Origin of the sequence: Rhizobium sp. T1470 (assembly GCF_042140505.1) — a bacterium.
Lineage (GTDB): Bacteria > Pseudomonadota > Alphaproteobacteria > Rhizobiales > Rhizobiaceae > Rhizobium > Rhizobium favelukesii.
In genome coordinates, this window is the sequence record NZ_CP148091.1 from 2,799,585 (window position 1) to 2,815,234 (window position 15,650).

Here is a 15,650-nt window from a genome sequence, read left to right on the forward strand (position 1 = left end):
GGTTTCTACCGTAGGCGCTCCCAGCTTTCGTCCATCTGGTTGCGAAACCAAGTCATTTGCCGCTTGGCGTATTGTCGCGTCGCCGCTGCACCCCGCTCCAGCACTTCATCGCGCGTAAGCTCGCCTCTCAACATCGCCGCAATCTGCGAGACGCCGATAGCCTTCATCACGGGCATATCGGGCGACAGCGAAAGGGCGAATAGCGCCCTCACCTCGTCCGCGGCCCCCTGCTCCAGCATCTTCTCGAACCGGCCGTTGATCCGCTGATGAAGGACAGCTCGCTCCGGCTCCACGACGATCCTGCGAGACGTCGAAGGATCGACGATCACAGGGCCTGCCTGCGCCTGGAAATCGACGATCGATCGACCAGTCGCCTCAAGAATTTCCAGCGCCCTTACGATCCGCTGCCCATCCTGTGGGCGCAGACTGTCGGCGACCAATGGATCGCGCGCTTGCAGTTGTCGATAGAGTTCCTCTGGCCCTTCCGACTGCAAGAGGGAACGGAGCCTGTTGCGCAACGCGTCCGGTATCACCGGCATATCCGAAAGCCCGCCGGTCAGCGCCTTGAAGTAGAGACCCGTTCCGCCCACAAAGATCGGTTTGCGGCCACCGGCGCGCAGGCGCTGCAGAAGATCCGTGACATCCCGCAGCCAGGCGCCCGTCGAATAGGCTCGACTCGCCGGGACGTGACCGTAGAGGTGATGCGGCACGCCTTGCATGTCCTCCTCTGAAGGTCGCGCCGTCAACACACGCAGCGTGTCATAGACCTGCATGCTATCGGCGTTGACGACGACGCCGTCGTGCTGTTTCGCCAGCTCAACGGCCAAGGCGGACTTGCCGCTGGCGGTCGGCCCGGTTATCAGGATCGCGTTCACCGCGCTCAGAAGGTTTTCCATCATGGCCCTCGTTGCCACGCTTGTTGCCAATCCGTCAAATCCTGTTCTCACGCCTCTGATTGCCGAGCAGGCATTCGACGCGGCGAATGCTTCCGGCCTCTACTGGCTTGCTGACGGAATCGCTTGCGATATCGCGCTGAGAGACGGGACGGATATTGAAGCCGCTCGAGCCAACATTCTCGCTGTCATCGGCAGCGCAGCCATAGACCTCGTCATCCAGAATGCCGAGACACGCCGTAAGCGGCTTCTGATCGCCGACATGGACTCCACCATGATCGGCCAGGAATGTATCGACGAACTCGCCGCCGAAGTCGGGCTAAAAGAAAAAGTGGCCGCCATTACCGCTCGTGCAATGAACGGCGAGATCGCCTTCGAGCCAGCCCTTCGCGAGCGCGTCGCACTTTTGAAAGGGCTGCCGGTTTCCGTCGTGAACGAGGTCATTGCCAAGCGCATCACGCTGACGTCAGGCGGTCCGGAACTGATCGCCACGATGAAATCGAAGGGACACTATACGGCGCTAGTCTCTGGCGGCTTCACCGTTTTCACCGGCCCCATCGCGAAGACGCTCGGCTTCGATGAAAACCGCGCGAACGTTCTTCTAGCAGAGAACGGCCTCCTCTCCGGCTTCGTCGTTGAACCCATCCTTGGCAAGCAAGCGAAAGTCGATGCACTGAACGACATTGCAGAAAAGCTCGGAATTTCGCCAGAAGAAGCGATCGCCGTTGGCGATGGGGCAAACGACCTCGGCATGCTGCATCTGGCAGGCTCAGGCGTCGCACTACACGCCAAGCCAACCGTTGCCGCAGAAGCGAAGATGCAGATCAACCACGCGGACTTGACGGCGCTGCTCTATATCCAAGGCTATCGGAAAACGGATTTCGTGTCATCATGACAGTGATCGCGACGACGGATCGCCTGCTTCTGCGCAATTGGACCGACGAGGATCGGCCGCTTTTCCACGAGATCAATTCCGATCCTGAAGTGATGGAATTCTTCGCCTTTCGTCGCGACCGCGCTGAAGCAGATTGGATGCTGGACAATATTCGCGATGCCATTGCGACTACAGGGCTTGGCTTCTACGCCATCGCCCTGAAGGAAACCGATGAGCCGATCGGCTTTTGCGGCCTCTGGAAACCCGAACTCGAACCGTTCCTTGCGGCCGGCACGATCGAGGTCGGCTGGCGTCTTGTGAAGCGGCATTGGGGCAAGGGATATGCGACGGAAGCGGGAGCGGCGGCACTTCACCTCGGCTTCACCCAGTTCAATTCCCCCGAGATCGTCTCTTTCGCCGTGGCGGACAATCATCGTTCCACCGCCGTCATGCGCCGACTGGGCTTGCATCACGAACCGGATCGCGATTTCGACCATCCCCGCGTTCCCGACACGCATCCGCATCTGAAACGCCACGTTCTCTACGCCATTAGCCGTCACCAGTGGAAGCAAGCAGTCGGCTGACGCCGATTGTCGACGCGCGCAAGAGACTATGGAAAACGTCGCCCCGTCTGCCATCGTCGTTGACGCAGACATGGGAAGACGGGACCGTTCAGTAGTTCCTGAAACGATGAACCCCGCGTCTTGTTATTCCATCGGCACCGCCACGAAACGCAGGTCGCCATTCGCCGAGGCGATCATCATCTGTGCATTGCGCCGCCCTTCCTGCTTCAGCGACTGCACCTTCGCGGCAACAGCCTCCGGCGAGCGCATGAACTCCTGCGCCACCTCGACGATCACGTCGCCGGGCTTCAAGCCCTTTTCAGCAGCAAGCGAGCCAGGCGCGACCTCAGCGACGAGCACGCCATCAACGCTTTCGGCAATGCCGAAGGTCTTGCGCGTCTCGGCGCTGAGCTCCGAAAGCGAGAGGCCGAGTACGTTCTTGGGATTCGTTGCATCCGGCGTTGCCTGGTCCGCCTTACCCTTGCCATCCGGCATTGGCTGGCTCTGCTGGTCATCGGGCTCGTCCATATCCTGATTTTCATCAGGATCCGGATTGATCACACCCTTGTTGGAATCGGCATCGTTCGAGGCGGCCTGATCGCTATCTTCAAGGCGGCCGAGCTTCACCTTCACGGTCTGCTCCTTGCCATCGCGAAGTACGACGACGTCCACTTCCTTGCCGACCGGGCTTTCCGCCACGACGCGCGGCAGGTCGCGCATCTCATTGACCGGCTTGCCGTCGAATTTCAGAATGACATCGCCCGCCTTGATCGAGCCGTCATCGACCGGACCGCCCTTGATGACGCCGGCCACCAGCGCGCCCTTGGCGCTCGAAAGGCCGAGGCTGTCGGCAACATCGTCGGTAACCGGCTGGATACGCACGCCGAGCCAGCCGCGGCGCGTCTCGCCAAACTCGCGCAACTGCTCAACGACACCAGCCGCCAGTTCCGACGGCACCGAGAAGCCGATACCGATCGATCCGCCGCTCGGCGAAATGATCGCCGTGTTGATGCCGATAACCTCACCCTTCATGTTGAAAAGCGGACCACCGGAATTGCCCTTGTTGATGGCCGCATCCGTCTGGATGAAATTGTCGTAGGGGCCGGCGTTGATGTTGCGTCCACGTCCCGAAATGATGCCGACGGTCACGGACCCACCGAAGCCGAAGGGATTGCCGATCGCCATGACCCAGTCGCCGATGCGCATCCCACTGGAATCACCGAATTTGACGGCCGTCAGCGGTGCCTTCGGCTCGACCTTCAGGACAGAAAGATCGGTCTTCGTATCGGTCCCGATCAGCTTCGCCTTCAGCTTGGTGCCATCGGCGAAATTGACTTCGATGTCGTCGGCCCCCTCAATCACGTGATTGTTCGTGACGATGTAGCCTTGCGGATCGATGACGAATCCGGAACCCAGCGAATTGACGTTGTGGTTGCCGCCCTTATTGCCCTTCTGCTTGTTGAAGAAGTCGTTGAAGAATTCCTGGAAGGGCGAACCGTCAGGCGCGCGCGGTGCCGGACCAACGCCCTCGTCGTCCTTGACATTCTGTGACGTCGAAATGTTCACGACGGCGTTGAGAAGCCCTTCGGCGAGATCGGCAACAGATGCCGGCCCGTTCATCGGCGGCGTGCCCTGTGCGTGGACCGCGCCTGTGAACCCAATGTTAGCCAGAAGTGCGGCGCCGGCCAGGAGAGCGAGCGATCGTCTGAAGGTCGGGCGAGTCGTCGGGGCCATCAAGCATCCTCATTTCAAATAAAACGCACTCTGAGCACCAGCATAAGGCGGAATGATGGAGGGTGAAATCACCTTTTCGCGAAATCCCGCGCAATCTATCCGCCGCGCTCGCCACCATCATGTCGCAATGCAAAAAGGGCCGGCAAAGCCGCCGGCCCTTCGTGTTTTTGCACGTCCCGATGCGCCGATCAGTTCGCCGGCGCGGTCGGCATTGCCGGCGATGGGTTTCGTGGCGCGCCGCTTGCGTCGTTGAAGAAACGGAAGAACTGCGAGTTTGGCGAGATCACCAGTGTCGTGTCCTGAGAAGTCAGAGCCGTGGAATAGGCTGCCATCGAGCGATAGAACTCGAAGAAGGCGGGATCCTTGCTGAAGGCATCCGCAAACAACCGGTTCCGCTCGGCATCGCCTTGGCCACGCAGGATTTCGGAATCACGCTGCGCATCGGCAGTGATCTCGACCACCTGCCTGTCTGCGATAGCCCGGCGGCGCTGGCCCTCTTCCGTACCCTGTGCGCGCAGGAGTTCAGCTTCGGCAAGTCGCTCGGCGCGCATGCGGTCATAGGTCTTCGGCGCAACTTCGCGCGTCAGATCCGTACGACGGATGCGCACGTCCTGAATGTTGAGGCCGAGGTCTTCGGCATCGCGATGCAGATCGTCGCGAACCTCAAGCATCATCGCCACACGCTCTTCCGACAGCGCAGCATCGAAGTCGCGCAGACCGTAGACACGGCGTAGCGAAGAATCGAGCTGGGTACGAAGGCGCGCTTCCGCTGCCTCGCGATCGCCCGAGACGGTTTCGCGGAACTTGCGCACGTCTCTGATGTCATAGACCACGAAGGCATCGACATCGAAGGTCGCGCCACCGCGAACCTGGACGCGAATGTTGTCGAGGTCGAAGCGGAGTGCCTGTCTTTCGACGATCTGGACGCGGTCGGCATCCATGAAGGCAAACGGCAGCTTGAAGTAAATACCCGGTTCGGTCTTTACCGACTGGATCTGGCCGAAGCGGACAACGATTGCCTGCTCACGCGCGTTCACCACGAAGACCGAAGAGTAGAGCGCAACCAAGACGACGGCGAGGATGCCGAGAATGAGAGGAAGCCTGTTCGATGTCATGGCTCAACCTCCCTGCTGTGCCGGTTTGCCGATCTCGTTCAGCGGCAGATAAGGCACAACCCCCTGCTTCTCGTCGATCACGACCTTCTTGGAATTCTTCAGGACTTGCTCCATCGTTTCGAGGAAGAGGCGCGTCCGGGTGACATCAGGCGCCTTCGCGTATTGTTCGTTGATCGACGCGAAGCGCTGCGCCTCACCTTCAGCTTCCTTGACGACGCGGTTCTTGTAGGCTGCCGCGGCTTCACGGATCTGGGCGGCGTCACCGCGCGCCTGACCGAGCTTCTGGTTGGCGTACTGATTGGCCTCTTCGACCAGTCGCTGCTTGTCCTGGTCGGCACGCTGCACTTCTTCGAAGGCATCGGCAACTTCACGCGGCGGCGCCACGTCCTGGATCGTCACGGCGCCGATGGAGATACCAGCCCTGTAACGGTCCATCGTTCCCTGGACGATATTGGCGACTTCGGTCTCGATCGGTTGACGATTGTCACGGAACGCATCCTGGGCAGGACGGCGACCGACGACTTCGCGCATGGCGCTTTCGGCGACCTGCTGCAGGGTTTCGGCCGGATTCTCGACGTTGAAAAGATAGGCCTTCGGATCGCTGACCGTGAAGAAGACGGAGAATTGAACGTTCAGGATGTTCTGGTCGCCGGAAAGCATCAGGCCGCTCGGCGAAGAGGAGGACGTCGACGCGGCGCCTATGTTCTGCTGCTGCATCGTCACCTTGACGATTTCGATGGTTTCCATCGGCCATAGGTGGAAATGCAGGCCAGGTGTGGAAATCTCTTCCTTCGGATTGCCGAAACGCAATTCGACGCCGCGCTCATCCGGCTGGACGATGTAGATGCACTGGAAGAGCCAGAACACCACCAAAATCGCAGCGACAATGACGAGCACGCCGCCGTTGAACCCGCCAGGCACAATGTTGCGCAGCTGATCCTGTCCGCGCCGGATGATATCCTCGAGATCGGGCGGTCCGCCCTTGCCGCCCCCGCGTGGGCGATTGGGTCCTTGCCCCCATGGTCCCTGATTGTTACCGCCGCCGCCGCCCCAAGGGCCGCCGCCGCCATTCTGATTGCTCCAGGGCATCAAAACCTCGTTATTCGTTAAACTCTCGATCGCCGAACCCGCGGGGGCGGCGGATATTGGCGATCGTGACCGTTATAGGTATCGCCGCAGCTGCTTTCAACGCAGCATGAGGAACTTGACGATATTTATTGGAAAATAGTTGGTTTTCAGCGTTTAGCGCCTGTCGTAGACGACGAATCTCGTAGGATAGTTATCCTTGTCGCCTGCTGGCACATCGATCGTCTCCGTCACCTTCCAGAGCGTCGCGTCAATCGCGGGAAACGAGGTGTCGCCTTCAACGAAGGTTTCGACGTGCGTCACACACAGCCGATCGGCTAGATTGATGGCCTGCGCGTATATTTGGCCACCACCGATGATGCAGATTTCGCCCTCGCCATTGTGCGCGGCAATTTCCTCGGCACGATTGACGGCTTCGTTCAGCGAACCGGCCATGCGCACATCCCGATGGTCGATCGCAGTCGCCTGGCGCGAGATGACAACATTCGCGCGTCCAGGCAACGGTTTGCCGATCGAGTCATAGGTCTTCCGACCCATAATGACGGGCTTGCCCAGCGTCAGCGCCTTGAATCGCTTAAGATCGGTGGATAGCCGCCAGGGCATGTCCCCGTCTCGCCCGATGATGCCGTTCTTGGAGACGGCCACCACGATGGTCTTGCGAATTCCCGACATGGATGTCCCTGATCAGACCGCGATCGGCGCCTTGATGCTGGCATCGGCCTCATAGCCGATCAGCTCGAAATCATCGAACATGAAGCCGAAGATATCGTTCACTTCGGCGTTGATCCGCATGAACGGCAACGGCTTCGGCGTACGCGTGAGCTGCAGTTTCGCCTGCTCGAAGTGGTTGTGATAAAGGTGCGCATCGCCGAGCGTGTGGACGAAATCGCCGAGCTTCAGCCCCGTCACCTGCGCCACCATCATCGTTAACAGTGCATACGAGGCGATGTTGAAGGGCACGCCGAGGAAGATGTCGGCAGAGCGCTGATAAAGCTGGCAGGAAAGCTTTCCGTCGGCGACGTAGAACTGGAACAGGCAATGGCACGGCGGCAACGCCATCTCATCCACCTCAGCTGGATTCCACGCCGAAACGATATGCCGGCGCGAATTCGGATTCTTGACGATGCCAGCAACGAGATTGGCGATCTGGTCGATATGACCGCCATCGGGAGCTGGCCAGGAGCGCCACTGAGCGCCGTAGACCGGTCCGAGGTCGCCGTTCTCGTCGGCCCATTCGTCCCAGATCGATACGCCATTGTCCTTGAGGTAGCCGATATTGGTGTCGCCGCGCAGGAACCAGAGAAGTTCGTGGATAATGGAACGCAGGTGCAGCTTTTTGGTCGTCAGAACCGGAAAGCCTTCCTGCAGGTCGAACCGCATCTGATAGCCGAATACGGAACGTGTGCCGGTGCCCGTGCGGTCCCCGCGATCTGTTCCGTGTTCCATCACATGCTTCAAGAGATCGAGATACTGCTTCATCGTTTGCCGCCGATTCCGTTCCTTACCTATTTAGGCGCTTTGACCAACGAAACCAATCGCCGCGCTGTCTTTATCCCGGCAAATCTCCGCCCTGCCTGTCAGGATGCAACCCGCGACGCGCAGCACTTTGAGGTTATCGTCAGCTTCACATGTCTCCCTGTGCTCGGCGCGGGGGCGCTCCACGGGGAATCAGCACCATCAGGATACTGGCGGCAATGTCGCCGACCCCCCTTGGGGCCAGCCGCAAGTTTTGGGGGGAAATGATGGCCGAGAGCCCAGTACGATTGCAGCTACAAGCATAGCGGCGCGACGAAGTATTCGCCCAGCAGGATCAGCCCATCGGCGACTTCACATTCAATGCGAAGGTCGCCGATGTTTTCGACGACATGGTCAGCCGATCCGTGCCGTATTACGAAGAAATGCAGCGGATGGTCGGCGAGCTGGCGCAGGACTACGCCAAACCGAAGACCAATCTCTACGACATCGGCTGTTCGACGGCGACCACGTTGCTCACCCTCGACCGAGTGATCGATCCGACCGTCAATTTCATCGGCGTCGACAATGCCCCTGACATGCTGAAAAAAGCGACGCAGAAAATCCAGCATGCAGACACGCAGCGACCGATGGACCTGAAAGTCGTCGATCTTCACCAGGGTCTCTATATGGAGAACGCCAGCGTCGTAACCATGCTGCTGACGCTGCAGTTCATTCGCCCGCTGTTTCGCGAGCGCGTGATGAGGATGATCTTCTCCGGCCTGAACGATCAGGGTTGCCTGCTGCTCGTCGAGAAGTTGACCAGCGAGGATACCGCCTTCAACCGCCTGTTCATCCGCCACTATTACGACTTCAAGCGACGAAACGGTTACTCCGAAATCGAGATATCGCAGAAGCGCGAAGCACTCGAAAACGTGCTCATCCCCTATCGTCTGGAAGAGAACATGCAGCTTCTGAAGGAAGTCGGCTTTCGCAGCGTCGAGGTCTTTTTCCGCTGGTACAATTTCTGCGGCATCATAGCCGTCAAGTGAGGCTGGGCGCCAACATGAAAGCAACCATGATCCACATCGGGAACTTCTTCTTCAAATACCGTAACCAGGTGTTTCCGCTCATAATTGTCGCCCTGTTTCTGATGTCGCCGCCCCCGGCGGAAGCGTTACCGCTGAGCGTGTCAAAGACGTGATCGCGCTTTTGATCGTGTTTTCCGGCCTGGCCCTGCGGGCAACGGTGATCGGCTACGCCTATATCAAGCGGGGCGGTTTGAAGAAGCGCGTCTACGCCAGCGACCTCGTGACGGAAGGCATGTTCGGCGTTTGCCGCAATCCACTCTATGTCGGAAACATGCTGGTCTACGCAGGGGTCTTCCTGCTGCACGGCAATCCGACCGTCGTGATTGTCGGCATAGCTCTCTTCATGTTCATCTACCAATGCATCGTCTATGCCGAAGAAGCGTTCCTCGAAGACAAGTTTGGAGATGCATACCGGGCCTACTGTGCGGACGTCCCTCGCTGGATGCTACGTTTTAGCAACTTTGCGCAGGCAACCCACGGGATGGTCTTCAATGTGAAGCGAGTAATCGCGAAGGACTATTCGACTGTCTCTGCCGCGCTGCTCGCTGTTCTCCTGATCGAGATCTACCGGGCTGCAGGTGCAGCCAATGCGCTGTCTCTGCCTTACATCTCGCTTCTCGGCTTCTTTATGGCCGTCGTGGGAGCCGCGACCGGAATGGTCAGTCTGCTCGAGAAGCGTGGTGTCTTCAATGATCCGAAAGCCATCTCCTAGAGCGGCCAGCGACCTTTTCTCTTTCCTGCTCCGTTACGACACGGTTTTGTGACGACGCCTCTTCCCATACGAAACGGAAAACACTATATCAGCCATGCCGGTCTTCGGATCGGCTATGGCGATAAATGAGCGGTGTAATAAACCTATTGGACCCGGGGGCGGTACCCGGCGCCTCCACCAAAAACCGGCGACCTTGCAATGAGATGGCCGGCTTTTGATGGGGGCGAAACAGGATCGACAAGGGTGTAAAGATCGTCTTTTTGCTCGGCATTGTACCGCCGTTATCGGGCTAAAATTGTAGTTGCAAACGACAACTATGCGGAAGCTCGTCTCGCTGCTTAATCGCGGTGTGACACTTCAAATAAAGCCCTAGTGGTTCGCACCTCTAGGCGGGGTCCGAAGGCACCTGGCAACAGAAGCCTTCACCTTCTCCCTTGCGCGCAAATCATGTATGGTTTGGTCAAGCATGAATCGGCTCAGGCCTTTTCCAGGGCGTCTTGGCATGCCATACAGCCTTGGGAAACGAGTCCGAACCTAAAGAAAGACAGGAAAGCATGGGGCAGGATCACATCCGTTACGACATTCTGGCACAGGACGCACTGCGTGGCGTCATCCGCAAGGTTTTGTCTGAAGTTGCCGCGACGGGTCGCCTGCCGGGCGAGCATCATTTCTTCATTACCTTTCTCACGGGCGCGCCGGGTGTTCGCATTTCGCAGCACCTGAAGTCGAAATATCCGGAACAAATGACAATCGTCATTCAGCACCAGTTCTGGGAGTTGAAGATCACTGAGACCACGTTCGAGATTGGCCTTTCCTTTTCGGACGTTCCGGAGAAGCTGTTTATTCCATTCAACGCTATCCGTGGCTTCTACGATCCCTCCGTCAACTTCGAGCTGGAGTTCGACGTACCTCTCGCTGACGGCGACGAGCTTCCGGACGCCGAAATCACTGCTTATCCGGTCTCGGCCGAGAAGCCCGAGGAAACGCCAACCAGCAAGGCGGATGGCGAGGAAAAGAAGCCTGGTTCGGTCGTCTCGCTCGACGCCTTTCGAAAGAAACAGTAAAACGAAGGGAAGCAATTTCTTCCCTTTTTTCAATTCCGATCGAGGCCAGCCGTGACCGCCGAAGTCGTCAATTTGCGTCAATTCAAAAAGAAACGGACCCGCGCCGAGAAAGAGAAACAGGCGGAGCAAAACCGCATTTCTTTCGGCCGCACCAAGGCCGAAAAGCAGCTCACGAAGGCACTCAATGAGAAGGCCGAACGCTCTCATCAGCAAGGCCGGATCGAGAAATCCGAAGACGACATATGAGCGTCTTGAGAAACGAAAAGGATTCTCGCATCAGTCAGTTGGCTGGTTTTCTGGAATCGTTTCCTCAGCACGTTGGATCGAATTCTGAAGCCTGGCGATGATCCGCAAGCACTCCGCTACTCTGCACGGCCACCGCACCAGCTTTTCCCTGGAAGACGAATTCTGGACCGAGCTGAACGCAATTGCCAAGGCGCGCGCCGTCCCGCTCGCAGCCCTGATCTCCGATATCGACGATCAACGGCAGCCGGAGAGCAACCTCTCCTCAGCGCTTCGCCTTCATGTCCTTCACTGGCTGAAATCCAAGCGCGCGAGCTAGGTCATTTCCCTCGTTTCGGCAGGCCGGGTACCCGAATGTACGGATTGTTCGGATCGTAGGGGAAGCTTGGCTCGCCCAGGCCTTTCGACACGACGTTCCTTGCAATAATCCCGTCGTTGCCGAAGAGATAGTCTATGCCTGCGCAGAGGTGTGCAAGCTCCCTGTAGTCGAACTGTTTGAACTCGGTCTGTGCCAGAAAATTCGCGTCGTCCCAGGCTTTGCCGCGCAAATCGAAATAGCCGTTCTGTTTCAAAAACGCGATCCCGGCGCCCTCGTCTGTTGCCGATCCCTTGCAGGCATGCCCCGCCATCAGCGACAGGATAACGGTCCGCAGCAATCCGGCCTCCGGCGTATTGAGCCGTCGCGTGAATTTTGCGAGGTAGAGATTGCTGGCAGGATCATTGGTCATGCTCTTGTGCCAGAATGCCGGGATACTGTCCTCGGCCCCAGCACCGGCCGGCGAGGCAACCGTCAGGCCAACACGGAGCGGCGACAAGCGCCAACATAAGTCTGGTCGAACTCATCGAGTATTCTGGCTCCAGTCGTCACAATGCCCGCCAGCTAACCAGATTCGCTCAAAATACAACCATTGAGAGCGTCCATAAAATCCGCTACTGCGGCATCTGCACACCGGGCAACCCGGGTATCGTCTTGAAATTGAGAGAGTTCTCGGGGGGAACGGCAAGCTGCTCTTGAGCACGTCGCGCAGCATCCGCGGCAGCCTTCTCTTCCGCCGCCTTCGCGCGTGCTTCGGCATCGGCTTTGGTTTTTGCTTCTGCTTCGGCCTTTGCTTTCGCTTCAGCCGCCTGCCTCTCGCGCTCGGCCTGTGCGGCCAAAGCTCTCAGACGCTGCTCTTCGGCCCGTCGCTCTGCCTCGAAGGCTGCAGCCTTTTGGCGCTCTGCGTCATTGAACTTGTAGAGAGCGACTTCGCGGCGCAACCGCTGCTTTTCCAGAACGTTTGACTGCAAACGCTCGACACGCCGGCGTTCACGCTCGAAGGCACGCAGCGACAAATAGCCGGTGATATCGGTGACATCCATGGTTCGTCCAGGCGACGCGAGCAGTCCCGAAAAGTCGAGGCGTACGGCGGGCTCCGCGCCCGCAAGCACCTCGCCGCCCGGATTCAGCGCAATGTTGAGCGACGCGTTGATGCGCTCCTGCGGCAGATCGATCTGGCCGTTGCCAACGACCGTCGCCTGGTCGGTCGTCACGCTGACGTTCTGAAAGCGCAGAACCCCATCCGTCACGTTGAATGGAATAGCGGCCGGCGGCAGTTTCGCCTCGCCGTTGTTGAGCAATGTCTCAACGATCGGATGAACCTTGCCGGCATTCAACTGATCCTGCATCGGATCGGTCGCAGCCAGCAACGGCGCCAGCATGCCGAGATTGAGACCGCGAACACTGGTATCTCCAAGCCGAAGCTCGCCGGAGCCGTTCAGCGAACCGACGATGTCCTTCATCGACTTGCCGGAGGCTTCCGTGGAGAGTGCCAGCCCGAACTTCCCATTTGCGACGGGCGCTCCGTCGCGTGACCACACGACACCAGCCAAATCCGCATCCGTCACCGCCAACTTGGTCTGGAAGAAGCCTGTCCCATCGGCATTGGTAAACAGCAGGCTGCCGTTGAGGCTGCCGCCACCCCAGCCGCCCTTGATGCCGTTCAGCTGCAGTTCATCGCCCTTGTAGGCCACATCAGAGGTGAAATCCGAAATAGCGCCCGACCAACCGGGCCAGAATTGCTTGGCGGAAAGCTTGAGGGTGACGTCCATGTCCTTGAAAACTGGCAAGCCCAGCGCGCCGGCCGACAGATCGCCAGTCGCCGCATCTGTCATTGGCCCGTAGATGGCTTCTCCGAGCCACGCGGCATCGGCCTTGGAAAGCGCCAATTCACCCGTTGCCGTCGTCTTCTCCGCTTTGCGGTCAACGGTCAGGGCGCCATTGAACTCATTGTCGGCGGCATGGCCGGCGATGTCAGCAAAAGCAATCTTGTCGCCATCAATGGTCGCGTTTGTCGTCAGCTTGAACGGCAGGCCGGTGCCCATCTGCGGCACGGCGATACCGTTCATGACAAGATACGGATCAAGGTCCGCACTCTCCAGAGACACCGCAAGCTGTCCGTTCATGAAGGCTTGCGGGCGAACATCGACCTTCCCGCCGGCCGTAAAGGAGGTGCGATCAGTGGCAAACGTCAGCTGTGCGTCGGCGGGATCGGTTCCCTCTGCCTGCACCTTGAGAGTCAGGCGCCCGTTGGCGTCGGCTTCGACCGGCAACGGATCGAGACCGGCCTGCCCGAACAGGATGGAGGTGACGCTGTTTTCGAGCGTCGCCTCAAGGCTCGTCGTGCCCTTGCCTGTCAGCGCCAGAAGATCCGACATGCGGTAGTCGAGATTGACACGGCTGCCGTTGCTCACCCCGGCCAACGTCAGGGTCAGACCGTCGCCCTCGTCACCACCGAGCGTCAACGCTCCGCGCAGTGCGGTATTCGTGTACCACGCGGCGTTACGAACGAGCCGGTCCATGACCGGATGCGGCGGCAAATGCTGCTTCAGCATCGTGAAGAACGCGCCCGGATCGGCCGATTTGAAGGTGATTTCCCCAGAGCCCGTGTAGTCGAGCAGCGATCCTTCGGCGCGGCCGGTCGCCGTCACTTCGGCACCCGCCAGATTCTTGACGGAAAGCTTCTCGACCGCGAGAGCGCCATCGGCAATTGCAAAACGTGTCTCGACATCGGCCGCTTCAACGCCAAAGGCTGTAAACTTGTCGGCCTTGAGCTGTGCATTGATTTTGTGATCGAGCACGTTGTCGCCGGCATCCTGACCCGTGAACAATCCTGTCAGCGCACGCAGCGCATCCAGATCGAGTGCATCGCCGGCAAGCGCCACATCCAGCGTCGGCGCCTGATTGGCCACCACCTGTCGGTCCAGCCTGCCCTTGAGTGTCGCCTGCCCAACGGCAATTTCCAGGTTGCTGAACGTCTGGCGCTCGTGCGTGAGGCTAACATCTGCGGAAAAACCCGCCTGCCGCAGTTGCCGGATCGCGGGATCGACGGAGCCTGCAAGCCAGGCCGCAAGGCCAGTGGGCTGATTGGATGCCACTGTGATCTGCCCAACGAAGGATGCCTGCCCCTGCAGATTGAGCTTGCCTTGGCCTTCCACCTGCGTACGACCCGGCAGCGTGCCGACCACATTGTCGATCGTCCAGCCCTTGCCAGCGGGTTCGACATCGAGCTGAATGTCGCGGATTGTCGTGTCTCCCGCCACGATCGCCGGCAATCGAACGCTCGCCTTACCCGGCACCTGCGGCACCGGCACTTGCGAAACAATCTGGATCAGCGCGTTCAAGCGCTGCCGGGCCGAAAGGCCGGCATCACGGGTGGTCTTGCCGTTCGCACCTTGATTGCCGATGCGATTGACATCGATCTGCTGGCCGTTCGCAATCAACAGGAATTGCGGCTTGCTTCCGGTGTCGAGCGTCGCCTCCCCGGTGACGACGTAGGGATCGTCTGTCGCCCCGACCTCCAAACGATATTCCGGTATGCGAACGCTCTCGTTGGTAAGTTCGAACTTCCCCTTCAATCGCGGAGGCACATCGGCCTTGTCGGCCTTCTTGCCATTCCGGTTTTCGATCGAAGCCGACACCGTTCCCTGATAGTTCGGTTTGCGGTCGACGAGCTTCAATTCCCCGTCGAGATCCACCGTCACCGGCTGCTTATCGGGCTGCAGCCGCGTGCGCATCCGCAGGATTCCGTTCTCATCCAGCTGATTACTGGCAATCGTGAAGCTGCCATGCGCCCCATCCAGAGCCGCATCGCCCTCGATCCGCCATGGACCGGCAAGCGACTTCGCCGACATTTCGGCATTCAGGCCCGTAATGTGTCGCGACCGTCCCGACTGATCGTCGATGAACTGGACATCGCCGCCGCTGACGTGAACATTCTCGAGAATAACCGTCCTGGCCGGAATTTCAGGTCGGCTGCCGCGGGTCCAGTCGAGTGTGCCGTCTTTCAGGAGCCTCAGCTTCACCTTCGGGTTGACCACGCGCATGTCGAAGATCAGCGCCTCGCCCGAGAGGAACGGCGCGAGTTCCGCATCCATCGAGAACTGTTCGACCTGCACGATCGGCGATCCGTCAAGCTCCTGCCCGACGCGCACGTCATGCAGGGTCACGGAGGGAAACGGCAACAGCCGCGCATCCACCGCACCGTAGACGATGACCTTTTTGCCGATGATGCGGCTCGCCTGAGCCTCGAAATTCTTTCGAAAGTCCGTCCAGTCGATAAACAGCGGCGCCAGCAGCGCCACGAACAGCGCCACGACAATCACTCCGCCCAAAAAGACGAGGAACCGGCCTACCAACTCAACACTTCTCCATTTGGGAATCCATCGCGGACACTAGAGCATGATACCGAAAGCTGTGAAGCAGCTTTCCGGCAACATCGTGCTCTATTTACTTGATTTCGAGATGAATTCGCCTCACGCCCGGTCATTTCCCTCTCAGTCGGTCT

The 15,650-nt window shown here is 59.1% G+C and carries 15 protein-coding genes and 1 other RNA gene; 8 read left to right on the forward strand and 8 right to left on the reverse strand.

All coding sequences use genetic code 11. From position 1 onward, the window contains the following. Positions 1 to 5: 5 nt before the first annotated feature. Complete coding sequence (miaA, locus tag WGT02_RS14145; RefSeq protein WP_208250159.1) at positions 6 to 899, reverse strand: tRNA (adenosine(37)-N6)-dimethylallyltransferase MiaA; 894 nt, start codon at positions 897 to 899, stop codon at positions 6 to 8. Here miaA and serB point away from each other — a divergent pair. Both serB and WGT02_RS14155 read left to right on the forward strand, forming a co-directional pair. Continuing rightward, the gene (gene serB, locus WGT02_RS14150; protein ID WP_024313568.1) at positions 898 to 1,788 is read left to right on the forward strand and encodes a phosphoserine phosphatase SerB; all 891 of its coding nucleotides are present in this window, start codon (positions 898 to 900) and stop codon (positions 1,786 to 1,788) included. The genes miaA and serB overlap by 2 nt on opposite strands. Then, positions 1,785 to 2,351 carry a GNAT family N-acetyltransferase gene (locus WGT02_RS14155; protein WP_024313569.1) on the forward strand — a complete coding sequence of 189 codons (567 nt, stop codon included), beginning with the start codon at positions 1,785 to 1,787 and terminating at the stop codon, positions 2,349 to 2,351. The genes serB and WGT02_RS14155 overlap by 4 nt, the downstream gene beginning before the upstream one ends. A 123-nt stretch (positions 2,352 to 2,474) precedes the next feature. On the opposite strand, the gene WGT02_RS14160 is transcribed toward WGT02_RS14155, so the two are convergent. The 5 genes from WGT02_RS14160 to WGT02_RS14180 all read right to left on the reverse strand — a co-directional run bounded on the left by WGT02_RS14160 (position 2,475) and on the right by WGT02_RS14180 (position 7,744). Further along, positions 2,475 to 4,064 (reverse strand): DegQ family serine endoprotease, encoded by a 1,590-nt coding sequence (locus WGT02_RS14160; RefSeq protein WP_208250157.1) that lies wholly within the window; start codon positions 4,062 to 4,064, stop codon positions 2,475 to 2,477. A 188-nt stretch (positions 4,065 to 4,252) separates the two neighbouring features. Continuing rightward, the gene (gene hflC, locus WGT02_RS14165; protein ID WP_024313571.1) at positions 4,253 to 5,179 is read right to left on the reverse strand and encodes a protease modulator HflC; all 927 of its coding nucleotides are present in this window, start codon (positions 5,177 to 5,179) and stop codon (positions 4,253 to 4,255) included. A 3-nt stretch (positions 5,180 to 5,182) separates the two neighbouring features. Continuing rightward, positions 5,183 to 6,268 (reverse strand): FtsH protease activity modulator HflK, encoded by a 1,086-nt coding sequence (hflK, locus tag WGT02_RS14170; protein ID WP_208250155.1) that lies wholly within the window; start codon positions 6,266 to 6,268, stop codon positions 5,183 to 5,185. A gap of 153 nt (positions 6,269 to 6,421) precedes the next feature. Further along, complete coding sequence (locus WGT02_RS14175; protein ID WP_024313573.1) at positions 6,422 to 6,937, reverse strand: dihydrofolate reductase; 516 nt, start codon at positions 6,935 to 6,937, stop codon at positions 6,422 to 6,424. Positions 6,938 to 6,949: 12 nt separating this feature from the next. Then, positions 6,950 to 7,744, reverse strand: coding sequence for a thymidylate synthase (locus tag WGT02_RS14180; RefSeq protein WP_024313574.1), 795 nt, complete (start codon positions 7,742 to 7,744; stop codon positions 6,950 to 6,952). 338 nt (positions 7,745 to 8,082) lie between these two features. Between WGT02_RS14180 and cmoA the strand changes: the two genes are divergently transcribed. The 6 genes from cmoA to WGT02_RS14210 all read left to right on the forward strand — a co-directional run bounded on the left by cmoA (position 8,083) and on the right by WGT02_RS14210 (position 11,146). Beyond that, positions 8,083 to 8,769 (forward strand): carboxy-S-adenosyl-L-methionine synthase CmoA, encoded by a 687-nt coding sequence (gene cmoA, locus WGT02_RS14185; protein ID WP_225039828.1) that lies wholly within the window; start codon positions 8,083 to 8,085, stop codon positions 8,767 to 8,769. 148 nt (positions 8,770 to 8,917) lie between these two features. Further along, positions 8,918 to 9,520 carry an isoprenylcysteine carboxylmethyltransferase family protein gene (locus WGT02_RS14190; RefSeq protein ID WP_225039674.1) on the forward strand — a complete coding sequence of 201 codons (603 nt, stop codon included), beginning with the start codon at positions 8,918 to 8,920 and terminating at the stop codon, positions 9,518 to 9,520. A gap of 57 nt (positions 9,521 to 9,577) precedes the next feature. Next, positions 9,578 to 9,947: a transfer-messenger RNA gene (ssrA, locus tag WGT02_RS14195) on the forward strand. A 127-nt stretch (positions 9,948 to 10,074) separates the two neighbouring features. Then, entirely contained in the window at positions 10,075 to 10,584 is a 510-nt protein-coding gene (locus tag WGT02_RS14200) for an SspB family protein (RefSeq protein ID WP_208250153.1), read from the forward strand. 51 nt (positions 10,585 to 10,635) lie between these two features. After that, a complete protein-coding gene (locus WGT02_RS14205; RefSeq protein ID WP_024313576.1) occupies positions 10,636 to 10,830 on the forward strand; it encodes a DUF4169 family protein in 195 nt (64 codons plus the stop codon). A 97-nt stretch (positions 10,831 to 10,927) separates the two neighbouring features. Continuing rightward, positions 10,928 to 11,146, forward strand: coding sequence for a ribbon-helix-helix domain-containing protein (locus WGT02_RS14210; protein ID WP_024313577.1), 219 nt, complete (start codon positions 10,928 to 10,930; stop codon positions 11,144 to 11,146). Between the two features lies 1 nt (position 11,147). Here the strand turns inward: WGT02_RS14210 and WGT02_RS14215 are convergent, their stop codons facing one another. Together WGT02_RS14215 and WGT02_RS14220 are read right to left on the reverse strand one after the other, a co-directional pair. Next, positions 11,148 to 11,555, reverse strand: coding sequence for a hypothetical protein (locus tag WGT02_RS14215; RefSeq protein ID WP_225039676.1), 408 nt, complete (start codon positions 11,553 to 11,555; stop codon positions 11,148 to 11,150). A 202-nt stretch (positions 11,556 to 11,757) separates the two neighbouring features. Beyond that, positions 11,758 to 15,501 (reverse strand): AsmA-like C-terminal region-containing protein, encoded by a 3,744-nt coding sequence (locus tag WGT02_RS14220; RefSeq protein ID WP_208250149.1) that lies wholly within the window; start codon positions 15,499 to 15,501, stop codon positions 11,758 to 11,760. Positions 15,502 to 15,650: the final 149 nt, after the last annotated feature.

Coding starts and splice junctions, on each gene's coding strand:
- serB (WP_024313568.1), top strand. CDS start 898: ATGGCCCTCGTTGCCACGCTTGTTGCCAATCCGTCAAATCCTGTTCTC.
- miaA (WP_208250159.1), bottom strand. CDS start 899: ATGATGGAAAACCTTCTGAGCGCGGTGAACGCGATCCTGATAACCGGG.
- WGT02_RS14155 (WP_024313569.1), top strand. CDS start 1,785: ATGACAGTGATCGCGACGACGGATCGCCTGCTTCTGCGCAATTGGACC.
- WGT02_RS14160 (WP_208250157.1), bottom strand. CDS start 4,064: ATGGCCCCGACGACTCGCCCGACCTTCAGACGATCGCTCGCTCTCCTG.
- hflC (WP_024313571.1), bottom strand. CDS start 5,179: ATGACATCGAACAGGCTTCCTCTCATTCTCGGCATCCTCGCCGTCGTC.
- hflK (WP_208250155.1), bottom strand. CDS start 6,268: ATGCCCTGGAGCAATCAGAATGGCGGCGGCGGCCCTTGGGGCGGCGGC.
- WGT02_RS14175 (WP_024313573.1), bottom strand. CDS start 6,937: ATGTCGGGAATTCGCAAGACCATCGTGGTGGCCGTCTCCAAGAACGGC.
- WGT02_RS14180 (WP_024313574.1), bottom strand. CDS start 7,744: ATGAAGCAGTATCTCGATCTCTTGAAGCATGTGATGGAACACGGAACA.
- WGT02_RS14200 (WP_208250153.1), top strand. CDS start 10,075: ATGGGGCAGGATCACATCCGTTACGACATTCTGGCACAGGACGCACTG.
- WGT02_RS14210 (WP_024313577.1), top strand. CDS start 10,928: ATGATCCGCAAGCACTCCGCTACTCTGCACGGCCACCGCACCAGCTTT.
- WGT02_RS14215 (WP_225039676.1), bottom strand. CDS start 11,555: ATGACCAATGATCCTGCCAGCAATCTCTACCTCGCAAAATTCACGCGA.